Here is a 23,118-nt window from a genome sequence, read left to right as displayed (position 1 = left end):
CGCGCGGCGCGCGGAGCGGTGAACGCGGACGGGAGCGGCGCGGGGGCCGGGGACGGCGGGGGGTTCGCCGGACTGAGCCTGGTTCCCAGGACCGACGCCGCCTACCGGGCGAAGGACTTCAAGTCCGGCCAGGAGGTGCGGTGGTGCCCCGGCTGCGGCGACTACGCGATCCTGGCGGCCTTCCAGTCCTTCCTGCCCGAGCTGGGCGTCCCGCGCGAGAACATCGTGATCGTGTCGGGGATCGGCTGCTCCTCCCGGTTCCCCTACTACCTGAGCACCTACGGGATGCACTCGATCCACGGGCGGGCCCCGGCCATCGCCACCGGTCTGGCGAGCAGTCGGCCGGACCTGTCGGTGTGGGTGGTGACCGGCGACGGGGACGGGCTGTCGATCGGCGGCAACCACCTCATCCACGCGCTGCGGCGCAACGTCAACGTCAACGTCCTGCTGTTCAACAACCGCATCTACGGGCTGACCAAGGGGCAGTACTCCCCCACCTCGGAGCCGGGCAAGATCACCAAGTCCTCGCCGGTGGGGTCGCTGGACCACCCGTTCAACCCGGTGTCGCTGGCGCTGGGGGCCGAGGCGGGGTTCGTGGCGCGCACGGTCGACTCCGACCGCAAGCACCTGACCTCGGTGCTGCGGGCGGCCGCCGACCACCCGGGCGCGTCCTTCGTGGAGATCTACCAGAACTGCCCGATCTTCAACGACGACGCGTTCGAGCCGCTCAAGGACCCGTCCTCGCGTGACACGCGCCTGCTGCGCATGGAGCACGGCGAGCCGCTGCGGCTGGGTCCGGACCGCGGCGTGGTCGCCGGGGAGTTCGGCGGTCTGGAGGTCGTGGACGTGGACGCCGTGGGTGAGGACCGGCTGATCCGGCATGACGCGCACCGGGAGGACCCGGGGTACGCGTTCGCGCTGTCGCGGCTGGACCAGCCCGCCTTCGAGCACGTGCCGGTCGGGATCTTCCGCGACGTGCGGCGGCCCACCTACGACGAGCTGCTGAACGAGCAGGTCGCCGACGCGCGGGCGGCGCAGGGCGGCGGCGACCTGGCGTCGTTGTTGGCCAGCGGCGACACCTGGACGGTCGACTAGGGGGTGTGCACCCGCCGCCCCCGGGCCGGGCGCCGTGCACGGCGCCCGGCCCGGGTGTCGGCTTCGAGGGAATACGCTTCGGGCATGCGTATCGTCATCGCCGGGGGACACGGGAAGATCGCGCTGCGTCTGGCCAGGCAGCTGGCCGACCGCGGTGACGAACCCGTCGCCCTCATCCGCAACTCCGACCACGCCCGGGACGTCCGCGACGCCGGCGCCGAGCCGGTGGTGGTGGACCTGGAGAAGGCCACCGTCACCGAGCTGGCCGAGAAGGTCATGAACGCCGACGGGGTGGTCTTCGCCGCCGGCGCCGGGCCGGGCAGCGGCGCGCCGCGCAAGGACACCGTGGACCGCGCGGCGGCCGTCCTGACCGCCGACGCCGCCGCACTGGCGGGTGTGCGCCGCCTGATCCAGATCTCGGCCATCAACGTGGACGAGCCCGTCCCCGAGGGCACCGACGAGGTCTGGGCCGCCTACGTCGAGGCCAAGCGCGCCGCCGACGCCGACCTGAGCGAGCGCCACCTGGAGCTGGACTGGACGATCCTGCGGCCCGGACGGCTGACCGACGGCCCCGGCACCGGACTGGTGGCGCTCGGCCCGGACGTCGAGCGCGCCGAGGTGACCCGCGACGACGTGGCGTCGGTCATCGTCGCGCTTCTGGACGAACCGGGGACGGTCGGCAGGACTCTCAACCTGGTGAACGGTGAGACGCCCGTCGCGGACGCGGTCCGTGCCATGTCGTCCTGAGCGGCCCGTTCCGGCCGATCTGTGGCCAGATACGACCACAGGGGGCATGATGGATCCGGAGCCCGGCGGAGTCCCGCCATGCCGGACGCGGACGCCCGGGAGGCCCTCGGCGGGTGAAGCAGCTCCGAACAGAGCAGATGGGTACGGTTATTCATGAGCGTCACACAGGTCGTGAGGGACAGCACGGTCGTCGAGCACGCCAAGGTCGCCGCACAGCAGAAGCGGCGGATGTTCATCATCCAGCTCGACGTCAACGCCTACGACGAGAAGGACAGCAAGCTGCGCCCCGGCCTGACCCGGATCCTCGAGGGGATCGAGGAGGCGGGGTGGCGGCTGGAGATGACGTCGCCGAGCGAGGCCGAGAACACGGCGGCGCGGCTGTTCGTCTTCCGACCGGACCCGACCGCGGGCCAGGGCTCCGCCGAGCGGGCCGAGGCCCAGCAGGCCCCGCAGCACCACGACCACTCCGGTCAGCAGCAGGCCTACCCGACCCCGGCCACGGGCGCGCAGCAGGCACAGGACCCGTACGCGGGCTACGGGCAGCACCAGCAGGGCTACGGGCAGCACTACCCGGGATATGACCAGCAGCAGTACCCGGGGTACGGCCAGCAGTACCCGGGGTACGGGCAGCAGCCGGGCTACGGCCAGCACCAGCAGGGCTACGGGCAGCACTACCCGGGGTACGGCCAGTAGGAGGACACCGGACGCCGTTCCACACCGGTTGGGCTCGCGCACCGCGCGGGCCCTTTTTCGTGCGCGTCGACCGGAACGGGCGTCGATGTGGTCGCCGGTGGGGGGCGGCACGCCCGAGGTCGGACGTGTCGTGTTCTCAGTTCGGTAACACCGGCCGCCGAGTCGGCATGACATGTCCGGTCATGTCGGATCCAAGGCCGGGAAAAGTCGCGGGAACCTCTGGATTCTTCCCGTGAAGCACTCCAAGCATGCGCGTGACTACGCTAAGTTATTTCCGGCGGCTACAGCCACCCTGTTTTGGATCTTCCGAAAGGTGACCTCCATGCCTCGTATCGCCAAGGCGTCCGGGCTCATCCTCGCGACGGGCCTCGCCCTCGGTGCCATGACCGGCACCGCCGCCGCGGACAACAACGCCCGGGTTCAGAACATCACGATCCCGATCTGCCTGGACCTCATCCAGGCCGCCGGGCTGTCCGCCGACGGCTGCAACGTCGTCGACGTGGACCACAACGGCAACATCAGCGCCCACTAACCACGGGCACGCCATTCGGGGGCCGTCCGGCCTCCTCAGTACCAACGATCACATCGCGAACCGACAAGGACCAACACCATGAAGCGCTTCTCCACCGTCTCCGGCCTCGTTCTCGCCACCGGCCTCGCCGTGGGCTCCATGACCGGCACCGCCGCCGCCGACAACAACGCCAACATCCAGAACATCACCGTCCCGATCTGCGCCGACGTTCTCCAGTTCGCCCTGGTCTCCGTGGACGGCTGCAACGTGATCGACTTCGACGCCAACAACAACATCCACAACCACTGACCCACAGGACACGCGGAGGCGGGGCACGGCGACCACCGTGCCCCGCTCGCGTCAGAGGCCGCCGCAGGGTCGGGGGTCCACACCCTCGACCGGGTCGGTGGCCAGCCGGGCGTGCGCCCCGACGTCGAACCGCTCGGTCCCGTGGCGCAGCCGCGCCCGCCGCACACCCTCGGGCCGGAACCCGGCGCGTCGCGCCACCACGCACGAGCCGGGGTTGTTGATCCGGTGCGCCAGTTCCAGCCGGTGCAGGGCCAGGGCGCCGAAGGCGTGGTCGGCGGCCAGCCGCGCGCCCGCTGAGGCCACACCCCGCCCCCGCTCGGCGGGGTGGGTCCAGTAGGACACCCAGCCGGTGTCGTGCCGCGGGTCGGTGACGGTGATCTCGACGTGTCCGAGCACCGGCCCGTCGGCCTCGACCACGGCGAACGCGAACGCCCGCCCGCTGGTGGCGCGGTCCCGACACTGGGCGATCCACTCCAGCGCCAGCGCGCGCGTGCGCGGCACGACCGTGGTCTGCCGCGCCAGGTCGCGCTCCTCGAACGCCTCCGTCAGACGGTCGGCGTCCTCAGGCGCCCACTCCCGCAGTCGGTACACCCGGCCCCCTCGTGATCGTGGTCGGCGACCGCGCCACGCTAGGCACGCGGAAGCCCGTGGGGCAAGGGGTTTCACGGCGTGGGGACTGGGCTGGTCTCTTCACTGGCTGGTCGCCAACGGCCCTTGGCGAAGGAAGCTCGGCGGCGCCGACGGCGAGTGACGTGACTCACGCCCCGGGATGTCACGCCCGGGGCGCTGTGATACGTCTTTCCGACATGACCACCGATGTCTTCGAAGAGCACCGCTCCCTCCTCACCGGCGTGGCCTACCGGATCCTGGGCAGCGCCGCCGACGCCGAGGACGTGACTCAGGAGACCTGGCTGCGCTGGAACACGGTCGACCGCGCCATCGTCGACGATCCCCGCGCCTACCTGGTCACCGTCGCCTCCCGGATCGCGCTCGACCGGCTCCGCTCCGCCCGCTCCCGGCGCGAGTCCTACGTGGGCGAGTGGCTCCCCGAACCGGTCAGCGACATCCCCGACGGGGCCGACCACGCCGAACTCGCGGACTCGGTGGAGTACGCGCTCCTCGTCGTCCTGGAGACCCTCAGCCCCCTCGAACGCGCCGTCTTCGTCCTCCGCGAGGCCTTCCAGTTCCCCTACGCGCGCATCGCCGAGGTCATCGGCCGCGAGGAGGCCACCGCCCGGCAGCTCGCCCGGCGCGCCCGCGACCACGTACGCGAGCGGCGTCCCCGGTTCGACGCCGACCGGGGCTCCCGCCGCCGGATCACCGAACGCTTCCTCCAGGCCTGTCTGGAGGGCGACCTCGACGGCCTCACCGCGCTGCTGGCCGACGACGTGACGCTGGTCGGCGACGGCGGCGGACGGGTCCGGGCGCCGATGCGGGTCCTGCACGGTATCCGGAAGGTCGCCGGTTTCCTGCGGGCCATCGGCCAGGAGCGCAACACCCAGCGCTTCCTCGACTCCGCCGGGGTCGAGGGACAGGCGGACCCGGCGGACCTCGACATCGGGGTCATGGAGGTCAACGGCGCCCCGGCGGCCTACGTCGCGGCGGACGGCCGGATCGTGACGTTGGTCGTGCTGGACGTGGTCGACGACCTGGTCCGACACGTCTATCTCGTCGCCAACCCCGACAAGATGTCACGTCTGCGGACGCCCGCCTCGTCCTAGGGGCATGGACATCACCGTTGTGGGCGGGGGCCTCGCCGGACTGACCGCGGCCATCGCCAGCGCCGAGAGGGGCGCGAACGTCACCCTGTGGGAGACGCGCGGGAGGCTGGGCGGCAGGGCACGCTCGACCGAGCCGCCGTACGTGGCCAACGACGGCCCGCACGCCCTGTACAGCGACGGAACCCCGTACGCGTGGCTGGCCGCCCGCGACCTCGTTCCACCGGTCTCCCGGCCGACGCCGGCCTTCCTGGCCGGCGGCCGGATCCGGAACGGGGGGCGGGTCACCCCGCCGCTGTCGGCCGGGCTGGTCGGAGCGGTCCGGAGACGGTCACTGCGCGCGCCGCACGACCAGGACTTCGCCACGTGGGGGCGGGCGAACCTGGGCGAGGCCGCCACCCGCGCGGTCTGCGGCTTCCTGGGCGTGGTCACGTACGAAGCGGACCCGGGTCGGCTCTCGGCGGCGTTCGTGTGGGAGCGCTTCGTCCGGGTCGCCGCGCCCCGGTGGCCCTCCGTCCGCTACCCGCGCGGCGGCTGGGGCTCCCTGGTGGAACGCATGGCGTCGCGGGCGCGGGAGATGGGGGTCCGGATCGAGACGGGCGCCCGGGTGACGGAGCTGCCCGACACCCCGACGATCGTGGCGGTCCCGCTGGCCTCGGCCAGGTCGTTGCTCGGCGACGACACGCTGGAGTGGGAGAGCGGCCACTCCCTGCTCGTGGACCTGGGGGTCCGACGGGCCAAGGCCCCGACGATCGTGTTCGACCTCGACGAGTCCGGGTTCGTCGAGTGCTACTCCTTCCTCGACCGGGCGATCGCGCCCGAGGGCGAGGACCTGTACCAGGCGCAGCTGCCGGTACGGGTGGGCGAGTCCCGGGCGGAGGTCACCGCACGGATGGACCGCCTGCTGGACGACGTGCTGCCCGGCTGGCGGGAACGGGTCACCTGGCGGCGCGACCAGATGTGCCGGGGGCGGACGGGCGCCCTGGACCTGCCGGGACGCACGTGGCGGGACCGGCCCGCGATCGACCGGGGCGACGGCGTCTACCTGGCGGGGGACTCCGTGGCGGCGCCCGGGCTCCTGGCGGAGGTGTCGGTCACCAGCGGGCTCGCTGCGGCCGGGGCCGCCGTCACCGGGGTGCGGGCCTCGGTGGCGTAGGGCCCGGCTCGGAGCGGGCGGTCCCGCGCAGTGAGGAGCGGGGTCCGGCGCGGTGTCCGCCCCGGCGGGACGCGGGACCAGGTACGCGGCGGGTGGGATACGGACACGACGGCGCCGACGCCCCGGCGGGCGTCGGCGCCGTCGGCACGCGTGTCGCCGGACCCGGTCTACACGTGCTTCCTGCTCAGGCCGTACATGGAGGCGGCGACCACCAGGCCGTAGATGGCGTGCCCCAGGAGGCTCATCATCGACATCTGCCCCATCGGGAACATCGCCATGCCGAGCATCGCGGGCATCAGGATGAGCCCGCCGACGACCCACAGCACGATCCCGTAGGCCAGGCCCGCGCCGAGGGTGGTCCACGCGTGGTCGGCGAGGGCGCCCATGAGGAGCCCGAACACCACACCGAACACCGCGGAGATCGCCAGGTGCACCACCGCACCCACGACCGCGTTCTCACTGCCGACCAGCATCGCGACCATCGGCAGCATGCCCGTCATGGCCATCAGGATCCCGAAGACGACACCACCGATCACACCGGCCACCGCACCCCTCCAGGCGTGCGTCATGGCGTGTGAGCGTGCGTGCGCGATCGTGGACATGGTCCCCACCTCCTCGGGGTCACGGGTCCATGGCAAGAACCCGGAAATGTGACCCGCCTCACTATGTGCATTACCCCGGTGAGGGCCGTTGGTCACCCGCCGGACCCCCCTTCCCCATGCGTTTTCGGCGCGTTCGCGCAGGCAGCCCCGATCGCGGTACGGCACCCCCGGTCTGGACGGCCGGGAACGCGCGCCCGAGAATACGGAGGTGCGATCCCGCCGGTCCGCGGACGCGTGACCCCGCGGACCGCCCCCATCCCCGAACGAGATCCCGAGGTGACCATGGCGACGACGGCCTCCAGACGCGGCACCCCCCTGACCCTGACGGCGGCCCTGCTGGCGCTGCTCCTGGGCCTGACGGCCTGTGCCTCCGGCGACGCCGAGAACGGTGCGGGCGACGGGACGGCCGAGGCGCCCGCGGCCCAGGAGGGCGCCGAAGACGGCGGGGACGCCGCCGGGGACTCCGGTGGCGAGACCCCCGACGCGTTGGCGTTCGAGACCCGGACCGTGGACGGGGACGCGTTCGCCGGCGCCGACCTCGCGGGTGAACCGACCGTGCTGTGGTTCTGGGCCCCCTGGTGCACGATCTGCCGGGGCGAGGCGGCGGGCGTCGCCGAGGCCGCCGCACGGCACTCCGGCGACGTCGAGTTCATCGGGGTCGCCGGGCTCGGGGAGGTCGAGGCCATGCGCGGCTTCGTCTCCGACACCGGGACCGGGGAGCTGACGCACCTGGTGGACGAGGACGGCTCGATCTGGTCGGGCTTCGGTGTGGCGAGCCAGCCCGCGTTCGCGTTCGTCTCCGCCGACGGCACCTTCGCGACGGTCCAGGGCACGCTCTCCGACGACGACCTCGACGCCCAGGTCGACCTGATCGCCGACGGGTCATGATCGGGCTCCCGATCGCGATCGCCGTGGTGGCCGGGATGCTGGCCGTGCTCAACCCCTGCGGGTTCGCGCTGCTCCCCGGCTATCTCGCGCTGCTGGTCGCCTCCGACGACGCGGGGGACGCGTCCTCCGGCGGCACCTCGGCCGGCGCCCGGTGGCGGTCGCTGGGGCGCGCCCTGGCCACGACGGCGGCGATGACGAGCGGGTTCGTGCTCGTCTTCGCGGGGTTCGGGCTGGTCGTCACCCCGCTCGCGCTGTCGGTGGAGCGCCACCTGCCCTGGGTGACCGTGGTGATCGGCGCCGCCCTGGTGGGTCTGGGGGCGTGGCTGGCCGCGGGCCGGGAGATCACCCTGCTGCTGCCCAAACCCTCCCCCGGACGGCCGGTGCGCTCCCCGCGCTGGGCGCTGGTCTACGGCGTCACCTACGCGGTGGCGTCGCTGTCCTGCACGATCGGCCCGTTCCTCGCCCTCACCACGACCGCCCTGCGCTCGTCGAGCGCGGTCGGCGTGGTCACGACGTTCCTGGCGTACGCGCTGGGGATGGGCCTGGTCGTCGGCGTCGTGACCGTGGCCGTCGCGCTGGCCCGGGACTCGGTGGCGACGCGGCTGCGCCGGGCCATGCCGTACGTGACGCGGGCCGGTGGTGTGCTGCTCGTGCTGGCCGGGCTGTACGTCGCCTACTACGGCTGGTTCGAGCTGCGCGTGTTCGCGGGCGGCTCGGCCGACGACCCGGTCGTGGGCGCTGCGACCCGCGTGCAGGCCGAGCTGGTCCGCCTGGTGGAGTCCGTGGGACCGGGGTGGACCGCGCTCGTGCTCGGCGTGCTCGTCGCCGGTGTCGGCGGGCTCGCGTGGCGGCGGTCCCGCCGGAGCGGTCGGCGCGGCTCCGCTGCTCCGCCCCGCTGAGCCGCGGGGGTGGGCGTCCGGCGCGGCGGGCGGTGCCCCCCGCGCCGGACAACCGGATCAGACCAGTTCGACCAGCCGGAACACCCCCTCCAGCGCGTGGTTGTAGCCGGTCTCGTGGTTGATGGTGAAGGAGAACAGCGCGTACGGGCCGGGTGTGAACTCGGCGTGCAGCGTCCCGTACTGCCGCGCGCCGAGCGGGGCCATGCCCACGGGTCGGGTCAGCAGCGGCTGCACCGGCGGCGTCCGGCCCTCGCGCAGGGCGTCGAAGTAGGCCCGGACGTCCTCCTCCGTGGTCCCGTCCTGGACGCGGCAGAACATCGCCTCCTGGGGGGTGCCGGTGGTGTTGAGGAGGGTGTACCGGCCGTTCGCCGGAAGGCGGCGGGAGACGGTGAACTCCACGCCGTCCGACGTCTCGCGGTGCACGACGAAGCCGTCCGTGCCCGCGTGTGCGGCCCAGGACTGCCGGGTCGCGCGGACCTCCCGGGCGACCGGACGTCCTCCGCTCGCGTACCCGAAGTTGATCAACAGGTAGGGGCCGGGCCGCAGCACCTGGGTGAACCCCGCGTCGGTCCCGGCCGCGACGACCGCGCCGCCGAGGTTGTGCGCGGCCGCGGCGACGGCGCGGGCGGCCTCCGCCTTCTCGGCCGGGTCCCAGGTGGAGGTCGCGGCGAGCAGCTCCAGGTACCGGTCGGCGGTCACGCCGTCGGCGAGGCGGACCAGCAGCAGGGAGCGGCCGACGGCCTCGGGGGTGCTGACGTGGAAGGAGACCACGCCGCAGGGGATCTCCTCGGGGACGTCCAGGGTGTCGGGTTCGAGGACGACCTCGATCGTCCCGCCCCGGCCCGCCCCGCCCTCGGCGGCGGCCGCGGCGCCGGGCAGGGCCGCGGCGGCGGTGCCGAGCAGTGCGGCGCCGGCGAGGATCCGGCGGCGGGAGAGCCCCGGTGCGCGATGCGTCATGTCCATTCCCTCTCCGGGTGCGTGGGTGGGCGGGTCATCCGCGCTTGTACGCGGTGACCAGGGAGTCGGTGCCGAACAGCGGCTGGGCGCTGACGTCGGTGAAGCCCGCCTCCTCCAGCCAGGCGCGGCACTCGGCGGCCGTGTACTCGGAGCCGCCGGGGGTGACCAGGCGCATACTGAGGCTGCGCAGCAGGTTGGCGGCGTCGGTGCGGTCGTCGTCCACGAGTGCGTCGTAGATCAGCACGCACCCGTTCTCGGGCAGGGCCTCGTGGGCGCGGCGCAGCAGGCGGACGCGGTCCTGGTCGTCCCAGTCGTGCAGCACGTGGCCGAAGACCATGACCTCGGTCTCGGGCAGGGGGTCGGCGAAGAAGTCGGCGGCGTGGAAGGTCACCTTGCCGGTGAGGCCCAGCCGCTCCATGTGCTCGTCGAAGACCGGCTCGACCGGCGGCAGGTCCAGGCAGCCGCCCCGCAGGTGCGGGTGGGCGCGGACGATGTCGGCGGCGAGGTTGCCCCGGGCGCCGCCGACGTCGACGAACGAGGTGTGCTCGGTCCAGTCGAAGGCGCGGGCCAGGGCCGGGCCGATCTCGGCGTTGGCGCCGTCCATGGCGGCCATGAACCGCTTGACCGCCTGGGGGTCGCTGTAGAAGGCGTTGAAGTCGCGGTCCTGGTTGGCCTGCCGTTCACCGGTGCGCAGCAGGTCGGTGAGGCCGCCCCAGACGCGGTAGCGCCAGTTGAGCAGGCGCAGTCGCCCGGCCACGCAGGTGGGCTTGGCGGTGTCCAGGTACAGGTCGGCCGCCTCGCCGTTGGCGTAGGCGTCGCCGTCGCGCCGCAGCAGGCCCAGTCCGACCAGCGCGTCGAGGAAGTCGCGCGTGGCGCGCGGGTGCAGCTCCAGCCGCTCGCGGACGGCCTCCTCGGTCAGCGGCCCCTGGCCCAGGAGGGTGAAGAGGTCGAGTTCGACCGCGGTGAGCAGGGTCTTGGCCGCCCAGAAGCCCTGGGCCAGGTCCAGGAGCTCGGAGGTGTCGGGTGCGCCGTCCGCTTTCGTGCCGTCCATGTCGGGACTCCTTCTCGCACTGCGCCGCGTTGGTGTGCGGCCCGGTCGGGATCGCGTGCACCCTCGCAGGCGCCGATCGTCGATCGGTCGTCGCGCGCTCGACCCGACATGGCTCCGAGCGGTTCCGAGCGTTCCTCCAGCGGACGTACAGGGGAACTTCAGGGGCGCCTGCGAGCCTGGCGGCCCGGAACCGTGCCGTCGAAAGGGCCGTCGTGCGTACCGAGTCGACTCCTGTCCTGATCATCGGAGGCGGACTGGTGGGGCTGTCCGCCTCGCTCTTCCTGTCCTGGCGCGGGGTGCGGTCCGTGCTCGTTGAGCGGCATCCCGGGACGTCGATCCACCCGAGGGCGTGGGGGCTGTACCCGCGCACGCTCGAACTGCTGCGCGGGGTCGGCGTGGAGAAGGCGGTGCTGGCGGAGAGCGCCGGGTTCGCGGGGCACGTGCTCAACGGCCGGGTGGAGTCGCTGGCGGGCGCGGAGATCGCGGTGTCGCGGATCCCGGAGCCGGAGGACGTCAGCGGGGTCAGCCCGGTGGAGCGGATCGTGTCGCTGAGCCAGGACCGGGTGGAGCCGATCCTGGTGGAGCGCGCCCGCGAGCTGGGGTCGGATGTGCGGTTCGGCACCGAGGCCGTGGAGCTGGCGCAGGACGCGGACGGGGTCACCGCCGTGCTGCGCGACCGCGCCGACGGGGGCGAGTACGCGATCCGCGCGGAGTACGCGGTCGCGGCCGACGGGGCGCACAGCCCGGTGCGGGAGCGGTTGGGGATCGTGCGTCGGGGGCGTGGGGTGCTGCGGCACCAGATGAGCATCCTGTTCGACACCGACCTGCGCGGGCCGCTGCGCGGTCGGCGGTTCGCCATCTGCCAGGTCCGCAACGCCGAGGTGGAGGGGGTGCTGGGACACGACGACTCGCTGGGGCGGGGCACGCTCATCGTCACCTACCGGCCCGAGCGGGGGGAGAGCCCCGAAGACTTCACCGACGAGCGCTGTGTCCGGCTGGTTCGCGCCGCGGTGGGTGTCCCCGACGCGCCCGTGGGGCTGCGGGGGGTCATGCCGTGGGAGATGGCGGCGCTGACGGCCGAGCGGTTCGCCGCGGGACGGGTGTTCCTGGCGGGCGACTCCGCGCACGTGATCCCGCCGGTGGGCGGGTACGGGGCCAACACGGGTGTGCAGGACGCCTACGACCTGACGTGGAAGCTGTGGGCGGTGCTGGACGGGATGGCGCCCCGGGAGCTGTTGGACAGCTACGACGAGGAGCGCCGCCCGGTGGCGGAGGCGACCGTGCGCCAGGCGGCCATGCGGCTGGCGGCGCGGTCGGGCGCGGGTGGCGGTCCGGGCGCGGGCGCTGGAGGGCCGGGGCGGTCGGCGTTCGGGGGGTCGGCGGCGTTGGCGGAGCCGCTGGCCGTGACGTTCGGGTACCGGTACCGGTCGTCCACGGTGACCGACGACGTGGCGGACGCGGACCCGCGGGAGAGGGAGTTCACCCCGCCGCAGCGGCTGTCCGGACGGCCCGGCACCCGGGCTCCGCACCTGTGGGTGCGCCGGGACGGCGAGCGGGTCTCCCTGATCGACCTGTTCGGTCCACGCCCGGTGCTGCTGGCCGGATCGGACGGGCTGAACGGCGGAGCGTGGGCCGAGGGCACCCGGGGCGCCGCCGACGCGCTGGGCGTGCCGCTGGACGTGTACGTCGTGGGCCGGGACCTGGTCGACGACGACGGCGACTGGGCGCGGCGGTACGGCGTCACCCCGGGCGGGGCCGTACTGGTCCGGCCGGACGGGTTCGTCGCCCGCCGCTGGCGCGAGGGCGCGCCGTCCGCCGACGCGGTCGGGGCCGCCCTGGCCCGGATGCTCGCCCGACCCACCGCCTGACCGCTCGTCCCCGCTCCCCCCTGTCCCCGCGTCACACGAGGTGCGCTCCCGATGTTCGACGACCCCCTCACCCTGGCCAGACTCCAGTTCGCGCTCACCGCCGGAACCCACTACGTCTTCGTCGCCCTGACCCTGGGGCTCGCCCCGTTCCTGCTGTTCAGCCAGTGGCGGGCGGTCCGGCTCCGCGACCCGGCGCGGAGGGCGGCGGTGCGGTTCTGGGGCGGCCTGTACGTCGTCAACTACGCCATGGGGGTGCTGTCGGGCATCGTCATGGAGCTCCAGCTGGCCGTGAACTGGTCGGGGCTGACCGAGGTCTTCGGGTACGCGTTCGCCGCGCCGCTGGCGGCGGAGACGATGGCGGCGTTCTTCGTCGAGTCCACGTTCCTGGGCCTGTGGATCGTCGGGTGGGACCGGATGGGCCGCTGGACGCACCTGGGCTGCTTCGCCGTGGTCACGCTGACCGCCTACGCCTCCGCCTACTGGGTGATGGTGGCCAACGGATTCCTGCGCAACCCGGTCGGGTTCCGGATGAGTGACGGCCGGGCGGTGCTCACCGACCCCCTCGCGATGGCGCTCAACCCGTCGGCCCTGCTCGGATTCGCGCACGTGTCGGTCACCGCGCTGTTCGTCGGAGGGCTGTTCGTGTGCGCGGTGAGCGCCTACCACCTGATGCGCGGCCGGGACCCGGAGGGGATCTTCCGGCGGGGCGTGCGGTGCGGGCTGGTGCTGGTGATGGCGGCGATCGCGCCGGTCGCGGTCACCGGCGGCACCCAGTTCCGGTTCACCGAGGGGCCGACGCCGACCACGGGGCTGACCTACGGCGAGGCGGAGATCGCGGAGATCGAGGGGGCCCACGACTCCGCGTACTCGTGGATCTGGGACGTGGCCGGCGGCGCGATGACGGTCGTCTGGGAGCTGGTCGTCCTGTTGACGCTGGTGGCGACCGTGGCGTGGGTGGCGCGCCGACTCGACCGGTGGCGCTGGTTCCACCGGGTGCTGATCGCCGCGCCGGTGCTGCCGTACACGGCGAGCGTGGGCGGATGGGTGTACCGGGAGTTCGGCCGCCAGCCCTGGACGGTGACGCACCACCTGACCACGGCGGAGGCGGTGACCCCGTTGTCCCCGGCGATGGCGGCGGTGTCGTTCACCCTGTTCACGTCGGCGTTCGCGCTGCTCGGGGGCACGACCTTGTGGCTGTTGGTGCGGTACGCGCGCCGCGGGCCCGAGGGCGGTCCGCTCGCGCGGCCGACGGCGGAGGAGGGGGTCGAGGAGCCCGTCTCCGTGTACTGACCTCGGTGTCAGGGCCACCGTGCGCGTAGGAAAGTTGAACTATCTGACTTTCGGAGTCATCCTGATGGTGTACTGCTGGGGCGGTGAACCCGGCGCACGACCCCGACACAGGAGCCGCGCACATGATGGGTGAGACGAGGGCCAGACGTCGACGTGCGGTGATGCGCCGCAAGAACCAGATCACCCTGCCCCGCGAGGTCGCCGACGCCCTGCACATCCGTGAGGGCGACGAGGTCGAGTTCGACATCTCTGAGAGCGGCCAGGTCATCCTTCGAGGCATGACCCCGGTCCCCACCGACCAGGCGTGGTTCTGGGACCCGGAATGGCAGCGAGGCGAGCGAGAGGCAAGCGAGCAGATCGCCGCAGCGCAGACCGAGGAGTTCGAGGACGCGGAGTCGATGTTCGACGCTCTGGAACACGATGAGGAGAGCTGAGAACACTGGCCACGTTCTCCACCACCCCCCGGTTCAAGGCTGACTTCAAGAAGCTGACCCGCCAGCAGGCGGAGCGCTTCCGGCGCGTGGTCACCACCGAGTTCGCATCCGATGTGGAGAAGGGACGGTTCCGGCCCGGCCTGCGTGTCAAGGGAGTCCAGGGAGCCCCGGGAGTCTACGAGATGACCTGGGCACCCGATGGACGCGCCACATGGGAGTACGGCGACGAGCGCTACCCGGGCAAGCCGCACGTGATCTGGCGCCGGGTGGGCACACACGCCATTTTCAACCCCGGTCCGCCCTGATCACACGAGCGTGGGCCTCCCTTCCCGGCCGGGAAGGGAGGCCCACGGCGCGGTCGCGCTCAGGGGCGGCTCCTCCCGTCCGCCAGATCGCTGAGCAGGCGGTCGGCGAGGACCGGGATGGTCGGGTAGTCGAAGGCGATCGTGGCGGGCAGGCGCACCCCGGTCGCCGTCCTCACCCGGTTGCGCAGCTCCACCGACGTGAGCGAGTCGAAGCCCAGCTCCTCGAAGGTCCGGCCGGGGTCGACCCGGTCCGGGGAGTCGTGCCCGAGCACGGTCGCCACCTGGGTGTGCAGCAGCACCCGCAGACTCTCCCTGCGCTCCTCCTCGCTGGCGCCGATCGCCGTCCCGTCCCACCCGGGCGCCGGGGTCGGCTCGGCCGCGCGACGGCGGGCGCTCGTCCGGGTCGGCGCGGCCGGTCGGGCCAGGCCGCGCAGGACGGCGGCCAACCCGGCGGAGTCGCCCGAGAGGCCGTCGCGGTCCAGCCGGACGGGCACCAGATGCGGCACGTCCAGGCGGAGCGCCGTGTCGAGCAGAGCCAGGCCCTCGTCGGTGGGCACCGGGGCGACCCCGCCGCGCGCCATCCGTGCCACGTCCGCCCGGTCCAGGTGACCGGTCATGCCGCTGGCCCGCTCCCACAGTCCCCAGGACAGCGAGGTCGCGGGCAGTCCTTCGGCACGGCGCCGTCGGGCCAGGCCGTCGAGGAAGGCGTTGGCGGCGGCGTAGTTGGCCTGGCCCGCCGTCCCGACCACACCGGCGACCGAGGAGAACAGGACGAAGGCCGACAGCGGCAGGTCACGGGTGAGCTCGTGCAGGTTCCAGGCGGCGTCCACCTTGGGGCGGAACACCGCGCGCACCCGGTCGGGGGTGAGCGCGCCCACGGTCGCGTCGTCCAGGACGCCCGCCGCGTGGACCACCGCGGTCAGCGGGTGCTCGTCGGGCACGTCGGCCAGGACGGCGGCGAGGGCGTCGCGGTCCGCGGCGTCGCAGGCGGCGAAGGCGGCGTGGGCGCCCGACTCGGCCAGCTCCGCGCGCAGCCCGTCCGCGCCCTCGGCGTCGGCGCCGCGCCGCCCGAGCAGGAGGAGACGGCGCACGCCGTGGCGCTCGGCCAGGTGGCGGGCGACGAGTCGCCCGAGGGTTCCGGTCCCGCCGGTGATCAGCACGGTGCCGTCGGGGTCGGGGGCCGCGGGCAGGGTGAGGACCACCTTGCCGACGTGTTCGGCGCGTTGCAGCAGGCGGAGGGCGTCGGGGGCGCGGTGCGCCGGGCGTTCGGTGACGGGCGGCGGCGCCAGCGCGCCGTGCTCGAACAGGTCGACCAGGTCGGCGAGCAGGCGGGCGACGTGGTCGGGGTCGACCTCCAGGAGGTCGAAGGCCTGGTAGTCGACGCCGGTGGACTCCGCGTCCCGCGGGTCGGTCTTGCCCATCTCGACGAACCGCCCGTCGGCGGCGAGCAGGCGCAGCGAGGCGTCGGTGAAGTCGCCCGCGAGCGCGTTGACCACGACGTCGACCCCAGCGCCGCCGGTCGCGTCGTTGAACGCGTCCTCGAAGTCGAGCGTCCGGGAGCTGGCCACATGGGTGTCGTCGAGGCCGAGCCGGTGCAGCTCGGGCCACTTGGCGGGGCTCGCGGTGCCGAACACCTCGGCGCCGAGGTGGCGGGCGATCTGGACCGCCGCCTGGCCGACGCCCCCGGCGGCGGCGTGCACGAGGACGCGCTCGCCCGGCTGGACGTCGGCCAGGTCGACGAGGGCGTGGTAGGCGGTGAGGTAGGCGACGGGGACGGCCGCGGCGCGGGTGAAGGACCAGTCGAGCGGGATGCGGGTGAGCATCCTGTGGTCGGTGGTGGCGGCGGTGCCGATCGCGTGGCCGGGGAAGACCCCCATGACACGGTCGCCGGGGCGCAGGCCGTCCACGCCGGGCCCGGTCTCGACGACGGTTCCGGCGGCCTCGGTGCCCATCAGGGCCTGGCCCGGGTACATGTCGAGGGCGATGAGGACGTCGCGGAAGTTGAGCCCGGCGGCGCGGACGGCGACGCGCACCTCGCCGTGGTCGAGTGCGCGGGGTTCGTGTGCGACGGGGGTCAGTCCGTCGATCTCGCCGCCGCCGTCGGTCAGGTGCCAGTCGCCGTTGGTGGGCGGTTGGAGGGCGCCGGGGCCCGGGTAGGCGGACAGCCGGGGCACGTGGATCCGTCCGTGGCGGACGGCCGACTCGGGTTCGGCGGTCGCGAGCGCGGCGGTCATCGGTGTGCCGGTGTCGGGGTCGAGGTCGATGACGCGGACCCGTCCGGGGTGTTCGGTGCGCGCGGTGCGCAGCAGGCCCCACAGGGGCGTCCCGGCCAGATCGCGGACGGGATCGTCGGGGCCGACGACGACGGCGCCGCTGGTCAGCACGGTGAGGACGGTGTCGGCCAGGCGGTCGTCGGTGGACCAGGTCGCGAGGAGGGCGGCGGCGTCGCCGGTCCGCCGGTGCGCCTCGGCGAGGACGGTGTCGGAAGCCGCGCCAGCACCCCCCGGCCCCTCGGAACCGGCCGCGCGCAGGTCGACGACGACGTAGTCCGGGACGGGAGCGCCCTCGTCGACGGCGGCCAGCAGGGAGTCGAGGTCCGGGTGGTGGTCGGCTCCCGGCAACTCCAGGTCCCCCGGCCCCACGACCGCGTACCGGCCGTCGAGGGTGGGGTCCGGTTCCGGGACGGTCTCCCAGGTGACGTGGAACAGGGAACCCTCGGCTTCCGGAGCGGCGAGCGCCCGACGCCCGGTGGTCATCGGCCGCAGCGCGACGGCGGCCACCTCCGCGACGGGCGCACCGGTCGGGTCGGTCAGCGTGATCTCCGAGCCCCCGTCGGCGGGCCGGATCCGGACCCGCAGCTCATCCGCGTCGGTCGCGTGCAGCCGCACCCCGCTCCACGAGAACGGCAGTTCCACCGGGACGGCGCCGTCCGGGGTCAGGAGAGGGTGCAGCGCGGCGTCGAGCAGCGCCGGGTGCAGCCCGTACCCGGCCGTGTCCACCCCCTCGGGCGCGCGGACCCGCGCGTACCACTCCTCACCGACCCGCCAGCTGGCCCGGAGCCCCTGGAACCGGGGCCCGTACCCGTAGCCGTGCGCGGCCAGCGCCGGATAGTCCGGTTCGACCGGCTCCGCCCCGGGCGGCGGCCACTCGGCGGGCATCGGGTCGCCCGCTGGCTCGGTCCACGGCGCCAACAGACCACTCGCGCAGCGGGTCCACGCGCCGCCGTCGGCCGCGCGGACGTGCAGTCCGAGGGCGCGCCGACCGCTCGCGTCGGCGGGGGCGACGGTCAGCTGGACCTCCACCGCGCGGTCGTCGTCGAGCGGGACCGGCCGCTCCAGGGTCAGGTCCTCCAGAACGGGCAGGCCGACCCGGTCGCCGGCCTGCAGGGCGAGCTCGACCACCGCCGCACCCGGCAGCAGCAGGTCGCCGCGCACGGTGTGGTCGGCCAGCCACGGATCCCGGTCGGGGGAGAGACGGCCGGTGAACACGGTCTGTCCGCTCTCCGCCAGGTCCAGGGAGCCGGGCAGCAGCGGGTGTCCGGCGGGCGCGGTCTCGGGTGCGCCCGCCGGCGCGGGCGCCGCCAGCCAGTGGCGCTCGCGCTGGAAGGCGTAGGTGGGCAGGTCGACCGGGGGCGCGCCGTGCCCGCCCATGAGCCGGGGCCAGTCGACGCGGGCCCCGCTGACGTGGGCGGCGGCGAGGGCGGCCATCAGGCGCTGGGGGCCGCCCTCGTCCCTGCGCAGGGTGCCGACGGCGTGTCCTGGGGCCTCGGCGTCGGCGATGATGTCGAGCAGCGCTCCGGTGAGCACCGGGTGCGGGCTGACCTCGACGAACACCTGGTGCCCGTCCTTGAGCAGGCGGCGCACGGCCGGGTCGAAGCGCACGGTGTTGCGCAGGTTGCAGTACCAGTAGTCGGTGTCCAGGCCGGAGGTGTCGATCGGGCGTTCGGTCACGGTGGAGTACATCGGCACGCTCGACGAGCGCGGGGACAGTGCGCCGAGGCGCTCCAGCAGCCGATCGTGCAGTTCCTCCATGGAGGGGGTGTGGGAGGCGTAGTCGACGTCGACCAGGCGCGCCCGTACCCGGTCGGCGCGGCACTCGTCGACGAGTTCGGCCAGCGCGGCGGCGTCACCGGCGACGATCGTCGATTCGGGGCCGTTGAGCGCGGCCACGTGCACGCGGTCGCCGAACCGGGACATCCGCTCGCGCGCGCGGGCCGCGGGCAGCGGGACCGACGCCATGCCTCCGACGCCCCTGATCTCGGCGATCGCCTGGCTGCGCAACGCGACCACGCGCGCCCCGTCGTCCAGGCTCAGCGCGCCCGCGACGCACGCGGCGGCGATCTCCCCCTGCGAGTGGCCGACGACGGCGGCGGGCTCCACCCCGGCCGAGCGCCACACGCGGGCCAGGGAGACCATGACCGCCCACAGCACGGGTTGGACGACGTCGACGCGGTCCAGCCCCGGCGCTCCGGGGGCCTGACGGACGACCTCGGCCAGGGACCAGTCGGTGTACCGGGCCAGTGCGCGGGCGCACTCGTCCATGGCGGCCCGGAAGACCGGGGAGCCGTCGAGGAGTTCGGCGGCCATCCCCGGCCACTGGGATCCCTGGCCGGGGAAGACGAACACGACGGGGCCGTCGGGGAGCGCGCGCCCCTCCACGGTGTGGGGGGACGGGCGGCCCTCGGCGAGCGCGGACAGCCCCTCCAGGAGGGTGGCCCGGTCGGAGCCGACGACGGCGGCGCGGTGCTCGAACACGGTGCGCGTGGTGGCCAGGGCGTGCCCCACCGCCTCGGGCGTCAGGCCCGGGTCGGCGGCGACGCGGTCGCGCAGCCGGGCGGCCTGGGCGCGCAGGGCCGGTTCGCCGCGCGCCGACAGGGTCCAGGCGACCGTGCGGCCGTCACCGGTCGGGCGGCCCGGTCCCGGTGGTTGTTCGAGGACGACGTGGGCGTTGGTGCCGCTGATGCCGAACGAGGAGACGCCCGCGCGCCGCACGCCGCCGCGCGGGGTCCACGGGACGGCGCCGGTGAGCAGCCGCAGCGGGCCCGACTCCCAGTCGACGTGCGGGGTGGGTTCGGACACGTGCAGGGTGCGGGGCAGAACGCCGTGCGCCATCGCCTGCACCATCTTGATCACCCCGGCGACGCCCGCGGCGGCCTGGCCGTGGCCGAGGTTGGACTTGACCGACCCCAGCCACAGGGGTTCGTCGCCCCGGTCGGGGCCGTAGACGGCCTGGAGGGCGCGGGCCTCGATCGGGTCGCCGAGGACGGTGCCGGTGCCGTGCGCCTCGACCGCCTGCACGTCGGCGGGGGTGACCCCGGCGTCGGCGAGGGCGGCGGACACGACCTCCTCCTGGGCGGGGGCGCTGGGCGCGGTGAGCCCGTTGCTGGTGCCGTCGGAGTTGATCGCCGACCCGCGCACGACCGCGAGGACCCGGTGGCCGAGCGCGCGGGCGCGGGAGAGGCGTTCGAGGACGAGCACCCCGGCGCCCTCGGCCCAGGCGGTGCCGTCGGCGTCGGCGGAGAAGGACTTGCAGCGGCCGTCGGGGGCGAGCCCGCGCTGCATGCTGAACTCGACGAACATGCCGGGGGTGGACATGACGGCCACGCCTCCGGCGAGGGCGGCGTCGCAGTCGCCGTGGCGCAGGGCGCGCACGGCTTGGTGGAGGGCGACGAGGGAGGAGGAGCACGCCGTGTCGATGGTCATGGTGGGCCCGTGGAACCCGAAGACGTAGGCGAGTCGGCCGGAGGCGACGCTGACCGAGCCGCCGGTGAGGAGGTGGCCGCCGTGGCCGGGGGCGGACTCGTGCAGGCGGGGGCCGTAGTCCTGGGCCATCGCGCCGACGAACACGCCGACGCGGGCGTCGCGGAGCCGGTCGGGCGGGGTCCCGGCGCGTTCGAGGGCCTCCCAGGCGACCTCCAGGAGGACACGCTGCTGGGGGTCCATGGCGGCGGCCTCGCGGGGGCTGATGCCGAAGAAGTCGGCGTCGAACGCGTCCGCGTCGTGGAGGAAGCCCCCGTGGCGGGTGGAGGAGCGGCCGGGGACGCCGGGTTCGGGGTCGTGGAGGGAGTCGACGTCCCAGCCGCGGTTGTCGGGGAACGCGGTGATGGCGTCGGTCCCGGCGGCGACGAGGTCCCACAGGTCCTCGGGGGACCGGACGCCGCCCGGGTAACGGCAGCCCATGCCGACGATGACCACGGGGTCGTCCTCGGGGGCGTCGGGGGCCGTGGCGGGCGCGGCGGCCGTGACGGGGACGGTGTCCGGGGCGGCGTCGGTGGGCGGGGGCTCGGCGGGGTCGGTCAGCAGGGCGGCGATGTGGTCGGCGACGGCCCTGGGGGTGGCGAGGTCGTAGGCGAGGGTGGGGGCGAGGTCGAGTCCGGTCTCCTCGCGCAGGACGTTGCGCAGTTCGAGGGCGGCCACGGAGTCGAGGCCCTGGGAGCGGAAGGTGGCGGTGACGTCGATGTCGCGGCCGTCGCCGAGGACCGACCCCGTCGCCGCACGGACCATGCGAAGGACGCGCCCGGCGAGTTCGGGATCGGGGCGTCGCGTCCCCGTCGGCGAGGAGCCGCCGGACGCGGGGCCGACGCCGTCACCCGGGCCGGAGGTGATGACGGCGTCGGAGTTGCTGGCCGTGCCGGACGTGACCCCTGTGCCCGCAGGTTCAGCCGTGAAGGCGTCGCCTGGCGCCGAGAGCCCACCGAGCGTGGCCGCGTCGGTGGTGCGGGCGCCCCGGAGCGCGGGGCCGTCGGCCGGACCATCCGGCACCGGACCACGACCCAGACCGGGTGCCCAGTAGTGACGGCGCTGGAAGGCGTAGGTAGGCAGGGGGACCCTGCGACCAGCGGGGATCAGGTGGCTCCAGTCGACGTCAGCGCCTCGTGTGAACGCTTCCGCGAGGTCACCGATCCCGGCGTCGCCGTCCGTCACGTCCGACGCGGCGTCAGCGTCGTCTCCCGCCTCGGCTCCCCGGCCGTCGTCGGCGCGGACACCATCGGCCACCCGGTCGGGCACGGCCTCACCGACCCACACCCCCTCCGGAACCTCCCCGTCCGCCAGCGCGCCCAACAGCTCCAGGGCCCGCTCCGCACCCTCGGCCCCGACCACCGCGCGGTGCCCGAACACCGTGCGCGTGGTGACCAGGGAATGCGCGACATCCCTCGGGTCCGCCCCCGTCGACTCCAGGTGGTCCCGCAGCCTGGCCGCCTGCCCGCGCAGCGCGGGCGCCGAGGCCGCCGACAGCACCAGGGGAACGGTCCCGCCGGAACCCTCGGGCCTCTGGGGCGTCGGCTGGTCGGGGGCCCGCTCCACCACCACGTGGCAGTCGGTTCCCCCCAGACCGAACGAACTGACCCCGCCCAGCGGCGGCGCGCCGTCGTCCACCGGGGTCGCCTCGGTCGGCACGCGCAGCCGCAGCTCCTCCAGCGGGATCCTCGGGTTCGGCTCGGTGAGGTGCAGGCTGGCGGGCACCACCCCCTCGCGCACGCTCAACGCCGCCTTGACCAGGCCCGCGACGCCCGCCGCCCCCTCCAGGTGGCCGATGTTGGTCTTGACCGACCCCACCAGCAGCGGTGTGTCGGCGTCCCGCCCGACTCCGTGCACCGCGCCCAGCGCCCGCGCCTCGACGGGGTCGCCCGCGCGTGTGCCCGTTCCGTGCAGTTCGACGAACCGGACCTCCTCCGGCCGCACACCGGCGTCGGCGCACGCCCGGCGCAGCACCTCCTCCTGTCCGGCGCCGTCCGGCGAGGTCAGCGCGTGTCCGCCGCCCTCGTTGCCCACGGCCACACCCCGGATCACGCAGTGGATCCGGTCGCCGTCGGCTAGGGCGTCGGCCAGGGGCCGCAGCACGAGCGCCGCTCCGCCCTCGCCCCGCGCGAACCCGTCGGCGCGTGCGTCGAAGACCCGGCACCGTCCCTCGGGGGACAGCGCCCCCAGGGCCCTCGGCGCGGCGGACCCGTCGCCGTCGAGGATCAGGCTCACCCCGCCCGCGACCGCGACCGGCGTCGCCCCGCCGCGCACGCTCTGCACCGCCATCGCCACCGCGACCAGCGACGACGACTGGCCGCTGTCGACCACCAGGCTGGGGCCGCGCGCCCCGACCAGGTAGGACAGCCGGTTGGCCAGCATCGACCGCTGCGTCCCGGCCATCGTGTGCGCCCCGACGGGCGCCCCTGCCCGGTGCAGCAGCGCCGCGTAGTCGTCGGCCATCCCGCCGACGAACACGCCGACCGCCGCACCGCGCAGGGAGTCGGGCACGATCCCCGCGTCCTCCAGCGCCTCCCAGCCCAACTCCAGCATCAGGCGTTGCTGCGGGTCGGCGGCGGCCGCCTCGCGCGCGGACATCCCGAAGAAGTCCGCGTCGAACCCGCCGACGTCCTCGATCAGCCCGGCCCGGGGCAGCCCGTCCAGCCCCCGGTGGGCGGGCGGCCGGGCCACCGCCTCCCGCCCCTCCCGCAGGAGCCGCCAGAACGCACCCGGATCGGGCGCCCCCGGCAGGCGACAGGACAGCCCGACGACCGCGACCGCGTCGGTCCCTTCGTGTGTACGCGCGTGTGCCTTCAAGGTCGCTCCCATCCGATGCGGGGGTTGTGCGGTTCGGGGG

The 23,118-nt window shown here is 74.3% G+C and carries 17 protein-coding genes; 12 read left to right on the top strand and 5 right to left on the bottom strand.

Annotated features, from left to right (window positions below):
• The first annotated feature begins 18 nt into the window (after window positions 1-18).
• From AB0I72_RS10175 to AB0I72_RS10155, 5 genes are all read left to right on the top strand, one after another.
• Window positions 19-1,095: a 2-oxoacid:ferredoxin oxidoreductase subunit beta gene (locus tag AB0I72_RS10175; RefSeq protein ID WP_358565631.1), complete on the top strand. Its 1,077-nt coding sequence runs from the start codon at window positions 19-21 to the stop codon at window positions 1,093-1,095.
• A gap of 84 nt (window positions 1,096-1,179) precedes the next feature.
• Complete coding sequence (locus AB0I72_RS10170) at window positions 1,180-1,842, top strand: NAD(P)H-binding protein (protein WP_358565195.1); 663 nt, start codon at window positions 1,180-1,182, stop codon at window positions 1,840-1,842.
• A 153-nt stretch (window positions 1,843-1,995) separates the two neighbouring features.
• On the top strand, window positions 1,996-2,535 hold the full coding sequence (locus AB0I72_RS10165; RefSeq protein WP_358565192.1) for a hypothetical protein: 540 nt from the start codon (window positions 1,996-1,998) through the stop codon (window positions 2,533-2,535).
• Window positions 2,536-2,857: 322 nt separating this feature from the next.
• On the top strand, window positions 2,858-3,067 hold the full coding sequence (locus AB0I72_RS10160) for a hypothetical protein (RefSeq protein ID WP_358565189.1): 210 nt from the start codon (window positions 2,858-2,860) through the stop codon (window positions 3,065-3,067).
• Window positions 3,068-3,145: 78 nt separating this feature from the next.
• Complete coding sequence (locus AB0I72_RS10155) at window positions 3,146-3,355, top strand: hypothetical protein (protein ID WP_358565186.1); 210 nt, start codon at window positions 3,146-3,148, stop codon at window positions 3,353-3,355.
• Between the two features lie 51 nt (window positions 3,356-3,406).
• Here the strand turns inward: AB0I72_RS10155 and AB0I72_RS10150 are convergent, their stop codons facing one another.
• Window positions 3,407-3,946 (bottom strand): GNAT family N-acetyltransferase, encoded by a 540-nt coding sequence (locus AB0I72_RS10150; RefSeq protein ID WP_358565183.1) that lies wholly within the window; start codon window positions 3,944-3,946, stop codon window positions 3,407-3,409.
• A 215-nt stretch (window positions 3,947-4,161) separates the two neighbouring features.
• Between AB0I72_RS10150 and sigJ the strand changes: the two genes are divergently transcribed.
• Window positions 4,162-5,076 carry an RNA polymerase sigma factor SigJ gene (gene sigJ / locus AB0I72_RS10145; protein ID WP_358565180.1) on the top strand — a complete coding sequence of 305 codons (915 nt, stop codon included), beginning with the start codon at window positions 4,162-4,164 and terminating at the stop codon, window positions 5,074-5,076.
• A 4-nt stretch (window positions 5,077-5,080) separates the two neighbouring features.
• Entirely contained in the window at window positions 5,081-6,229 is a 1,149-nt protein-coding gene (locus AB0I72_RS10140; protein WP_358565177.1) for an FAD-dependent oxidoreductase, read from the top strand.
• Window positions 6,230-6,396: 167 nt separating this feature from the next.
• Here the strand turns inward: AB0I72_RS10140 and AB0I72_RS10135 are convergent, their stop codons facing one another.
• Window positions 6,397-6,831 (bottom strand): hypothetical protein, encoded by a 435-nt coding sequence (locus AB0I72_RS10135; protein ID WP_358565175.1) that lies wholly within the window; start codon window positions 6,829-6,831, stop codon window positions 6,397-6,399.
• 282 nt (window positions 6,832-7,113) lie between these two features.
• Here AB0I72_RS10135 and AB0I72_RS10130 point away from each other — a divergent pair, with 282 nt between their 5' ends.
• Both AB0I72_RS10130 and AB0I72_RS10125 read left to right on the top strand, forming a co-directional pair.
• Window positions 7,114-7,719 (top strand): redoxin domain-containing protein, encoded by a 606-nt coding sequence (locus tag AB0I72_RS10130; protein ID WP_358565172.1) that lies wholly within the window; start codon window positions 7,114-7,116, stop codon window positions 7,717-7,719.
• Window positions 7,716-8,618: a cytochrome c biogenesis protein CcdA gene (locus AB0I72_RS10125; protein WP_358565169.1), complete on the top strand. Its 903-nt coding sequence runs from the start codon at window positions 7,716-7,718 to the stop codon at window positions 8,616-8,618. The genes AB0I72_RS10130 and AB0I72_RS10125 overlap by 4 nt, the downstream gene beginning before the upstream one ends.
• A gap of 57 nt (window positions 8,619-8,675) precedes the next feature.
• Here AB0I72_RS10125 and AB0I72_RS10120 read toward each other — a convergent pair whose 3' ends face one another.
• Both AB0I72_RS10120 and AB0I72_RS10115 read right to left on the bottom strand, forming a co-directional pair.
• Entirely contained in the window at window positions 8,676-9,575 is a 900-nt protein-coding gene (locus tag AB0I72_RS10120) for a hypothetical protein (protein ID WP_358565166.1), read from the bottom strand.
• A 34-nt stretch (window positions 9,576-9,609) separates the two neighbouring features.
• Window positions 9,610-10,626: a methyltransferase gene (locus AB0I72_RS10115; RefSeq protein ID WP_358565163.1), complete on the bottom strand. Its 1,017-nt coding sequence runs from the start codon at window positions 10,624-10,626 to the stop codon at window positions 9,610-9,612.
• A gap of 212 nt (window positions 10,627-10,838) precedes the next feature.
• Here AB0I72_RS10115 and AB0I72_RS10110 point away from each other — a divergent pair, with 212 nt between their 5' ends.
• The 3 genes from AB0I72_RS10110 (at window position 10,839) to AB0I72_RS10100 (ending at window position 14,218) form a co-directional block, all read left to right on the top strand.
• Window positions 10,839-12,494: an FAD-dependent monooxygenase gene (locus tag AB0I72_RS10110; RefSeq protein ID WP_358565160.1), complete on the top strand. Its 1,656-nt coding sequence runs from the start codon at window positions 10,839-10,841 to the stop codon at window positions 12,492-12,494.
• A 51-nt stretch (window positions 12,495-12,545) separates the two neighbouring features.
• The gene (locus tag AB0I72_RS10105) at window positions 12,546-13,784 is read left to right on the top strand and encodes a cytochrome ubiquinol oxidase subunit I (RefSeq protein ID WP_358565157.1); all 1,239 of its coding nucleotides are present in this window, start codon (window positions 12,546-12,548) and stop codon (window positions 13,782-13,784) included.
• A gap of 161 nt (window positions 13,785-13,945) precedes the next feature.
• Window positions 13,946-14,218 (top strand): AbrB/MazE/SpoVT family DNA-binding domain-containing protein, encoded by a 273-nt coding sequence (locus AB0I72_RS10100; RefSeq protein ID WP_358565628.1) that lies wholly within the window; start codon window positions 13,946-13,948, stop codon window positions 14,216-14,218.
• Window positions 14,219-14,582: 364 nt separating this feature from the next.
• Here the strand turns inward: AB0I72_RS10100 and AB0I72_RS10095 are convergent, their stop codons facing one another.
• Window positions 14,583-23,078: an SDR family NAD(P)-dependent oxidoreductase gene (locus tag AB0I72_RS10095; protein WP_358565154.1), complete on the bottom strand. Its 8,496-nt coding sequence runs from the start codon at window positions 23,076-23,078 to the stop codon at window positions 14,583-14,585.
• Window positions 23,079-23,118 lie beyond the last annotated feature (40 nt).

Origin of the sequence: Nocardiopsis sp. NPDC049922 (assembly GCF_040660275.1) — a bacterium.
Lineage (GTDB): Bacteria > Actinomycetota > Actinomycetes > Streptosporangiales > Streptosporangiaceae > Nocardiopsis.
The sequence above is the reverse complement of the archived record's forward strand: the minus strand, read 5'-3'. Positions and strand labels throughout refer to the sequence as shown.

Excerpts from the sequence above, each read along its gene's own strand:
- AB0I72_RS10120 (WP_358565166.1), bottom strand. The coding sequence starts at position 9,575 with ATGACGCATCGCGCACCGGGGCTCTCCCGCCGCCGGATCCTCGCCGGC.
- AB0I72_RS10160 (WP_358565189.1), top strand. The coding sequence starts at position 2,858 with ATGCCTCGTATCGCCAAGGCGTCCGGGCTCATCCTCGCGACGGGCCTC.
- AB0I72_RS10170 (WP_358565195.1), top strand. The coding sequence starts at position 1,180 with ATGCGTATCGTCATCGCCGGGGGACACGGGAAGATCGCGCTGCGTCTG.
- AB0I72_RS10165 (WP_358565192.1), top strand. The coding sequence starts at position 1,996 with ATGAGCGTCACACAGGTCGTGAGGGACAGCACGGTCGTCGAGCACGCC.
- AB0I72_RS10115 (WP_358565163.1), bottom strand. The coding sequence starts at position 10,626 with ATGGACGGCACGAAAGCGGACGGCGCACCCGACACCTCCGAGCTCCTG.
- AB0I72_RS10105 (WP_358565157.1), top strand. The coding sequence starts at position 12,546 with ATGTTCGACGACCCCCTCACCCTGGCCAGACTCCAGTTCGCGCTCACC.
- AB0I72_RS10100 (WP_358565628.1), top strand. The coding sequence starts at position 13,946 with ATGCGCCGCAAGAACCAGATCACCCTGCCCCGCGAGGTCGCCGACGCC.
- sigJ (WP_358565180.1), top strand. The coding sequence starts at position 4,162 with ATGACCACCGATGTCTTCGAAGAGCACCGCTCCCTCCTCACCGGCGTG.
- AB0I72_RS10140 (WP_358565177.1), top strand. The coding sequence starts at position 5,081 with ATGGACATCACCGTTGTGGGCGGGGGCCTCGCCGGACTGACCGCGGCC.
- AB0I72_RS10135 (WP_358565175.1), bottom strand. The coding sequence starts at position 6,831 with ATGTCCACGATCGCGCACGCACGCTCACACGCCATGACGCACGCCTGG.
- AB0I72_RS10155 (WP_358565186.1), top strand. The coding sequence starts at position 3,146 with ATGAAGCGCTTCTCCACCGTCTCCGGCCTCGTTCTCGCCACCGGCCTC.
- AB0I72_RS10130 (WP_358565172.1), top strand. The coding sequence starts at position 7,114 with ATGGCGACGACGGCCTCCAGACGCGGCACCCCCCTGACCCTGACGGCG.
- AB0I72_RS10125 (WP_358565169.1), top strand. The coding sequence starts at position 7,716 with ATGATCGGGCTCCCGATCGCGATCGCCGTGGTGGCCGGGATGCTGGCC.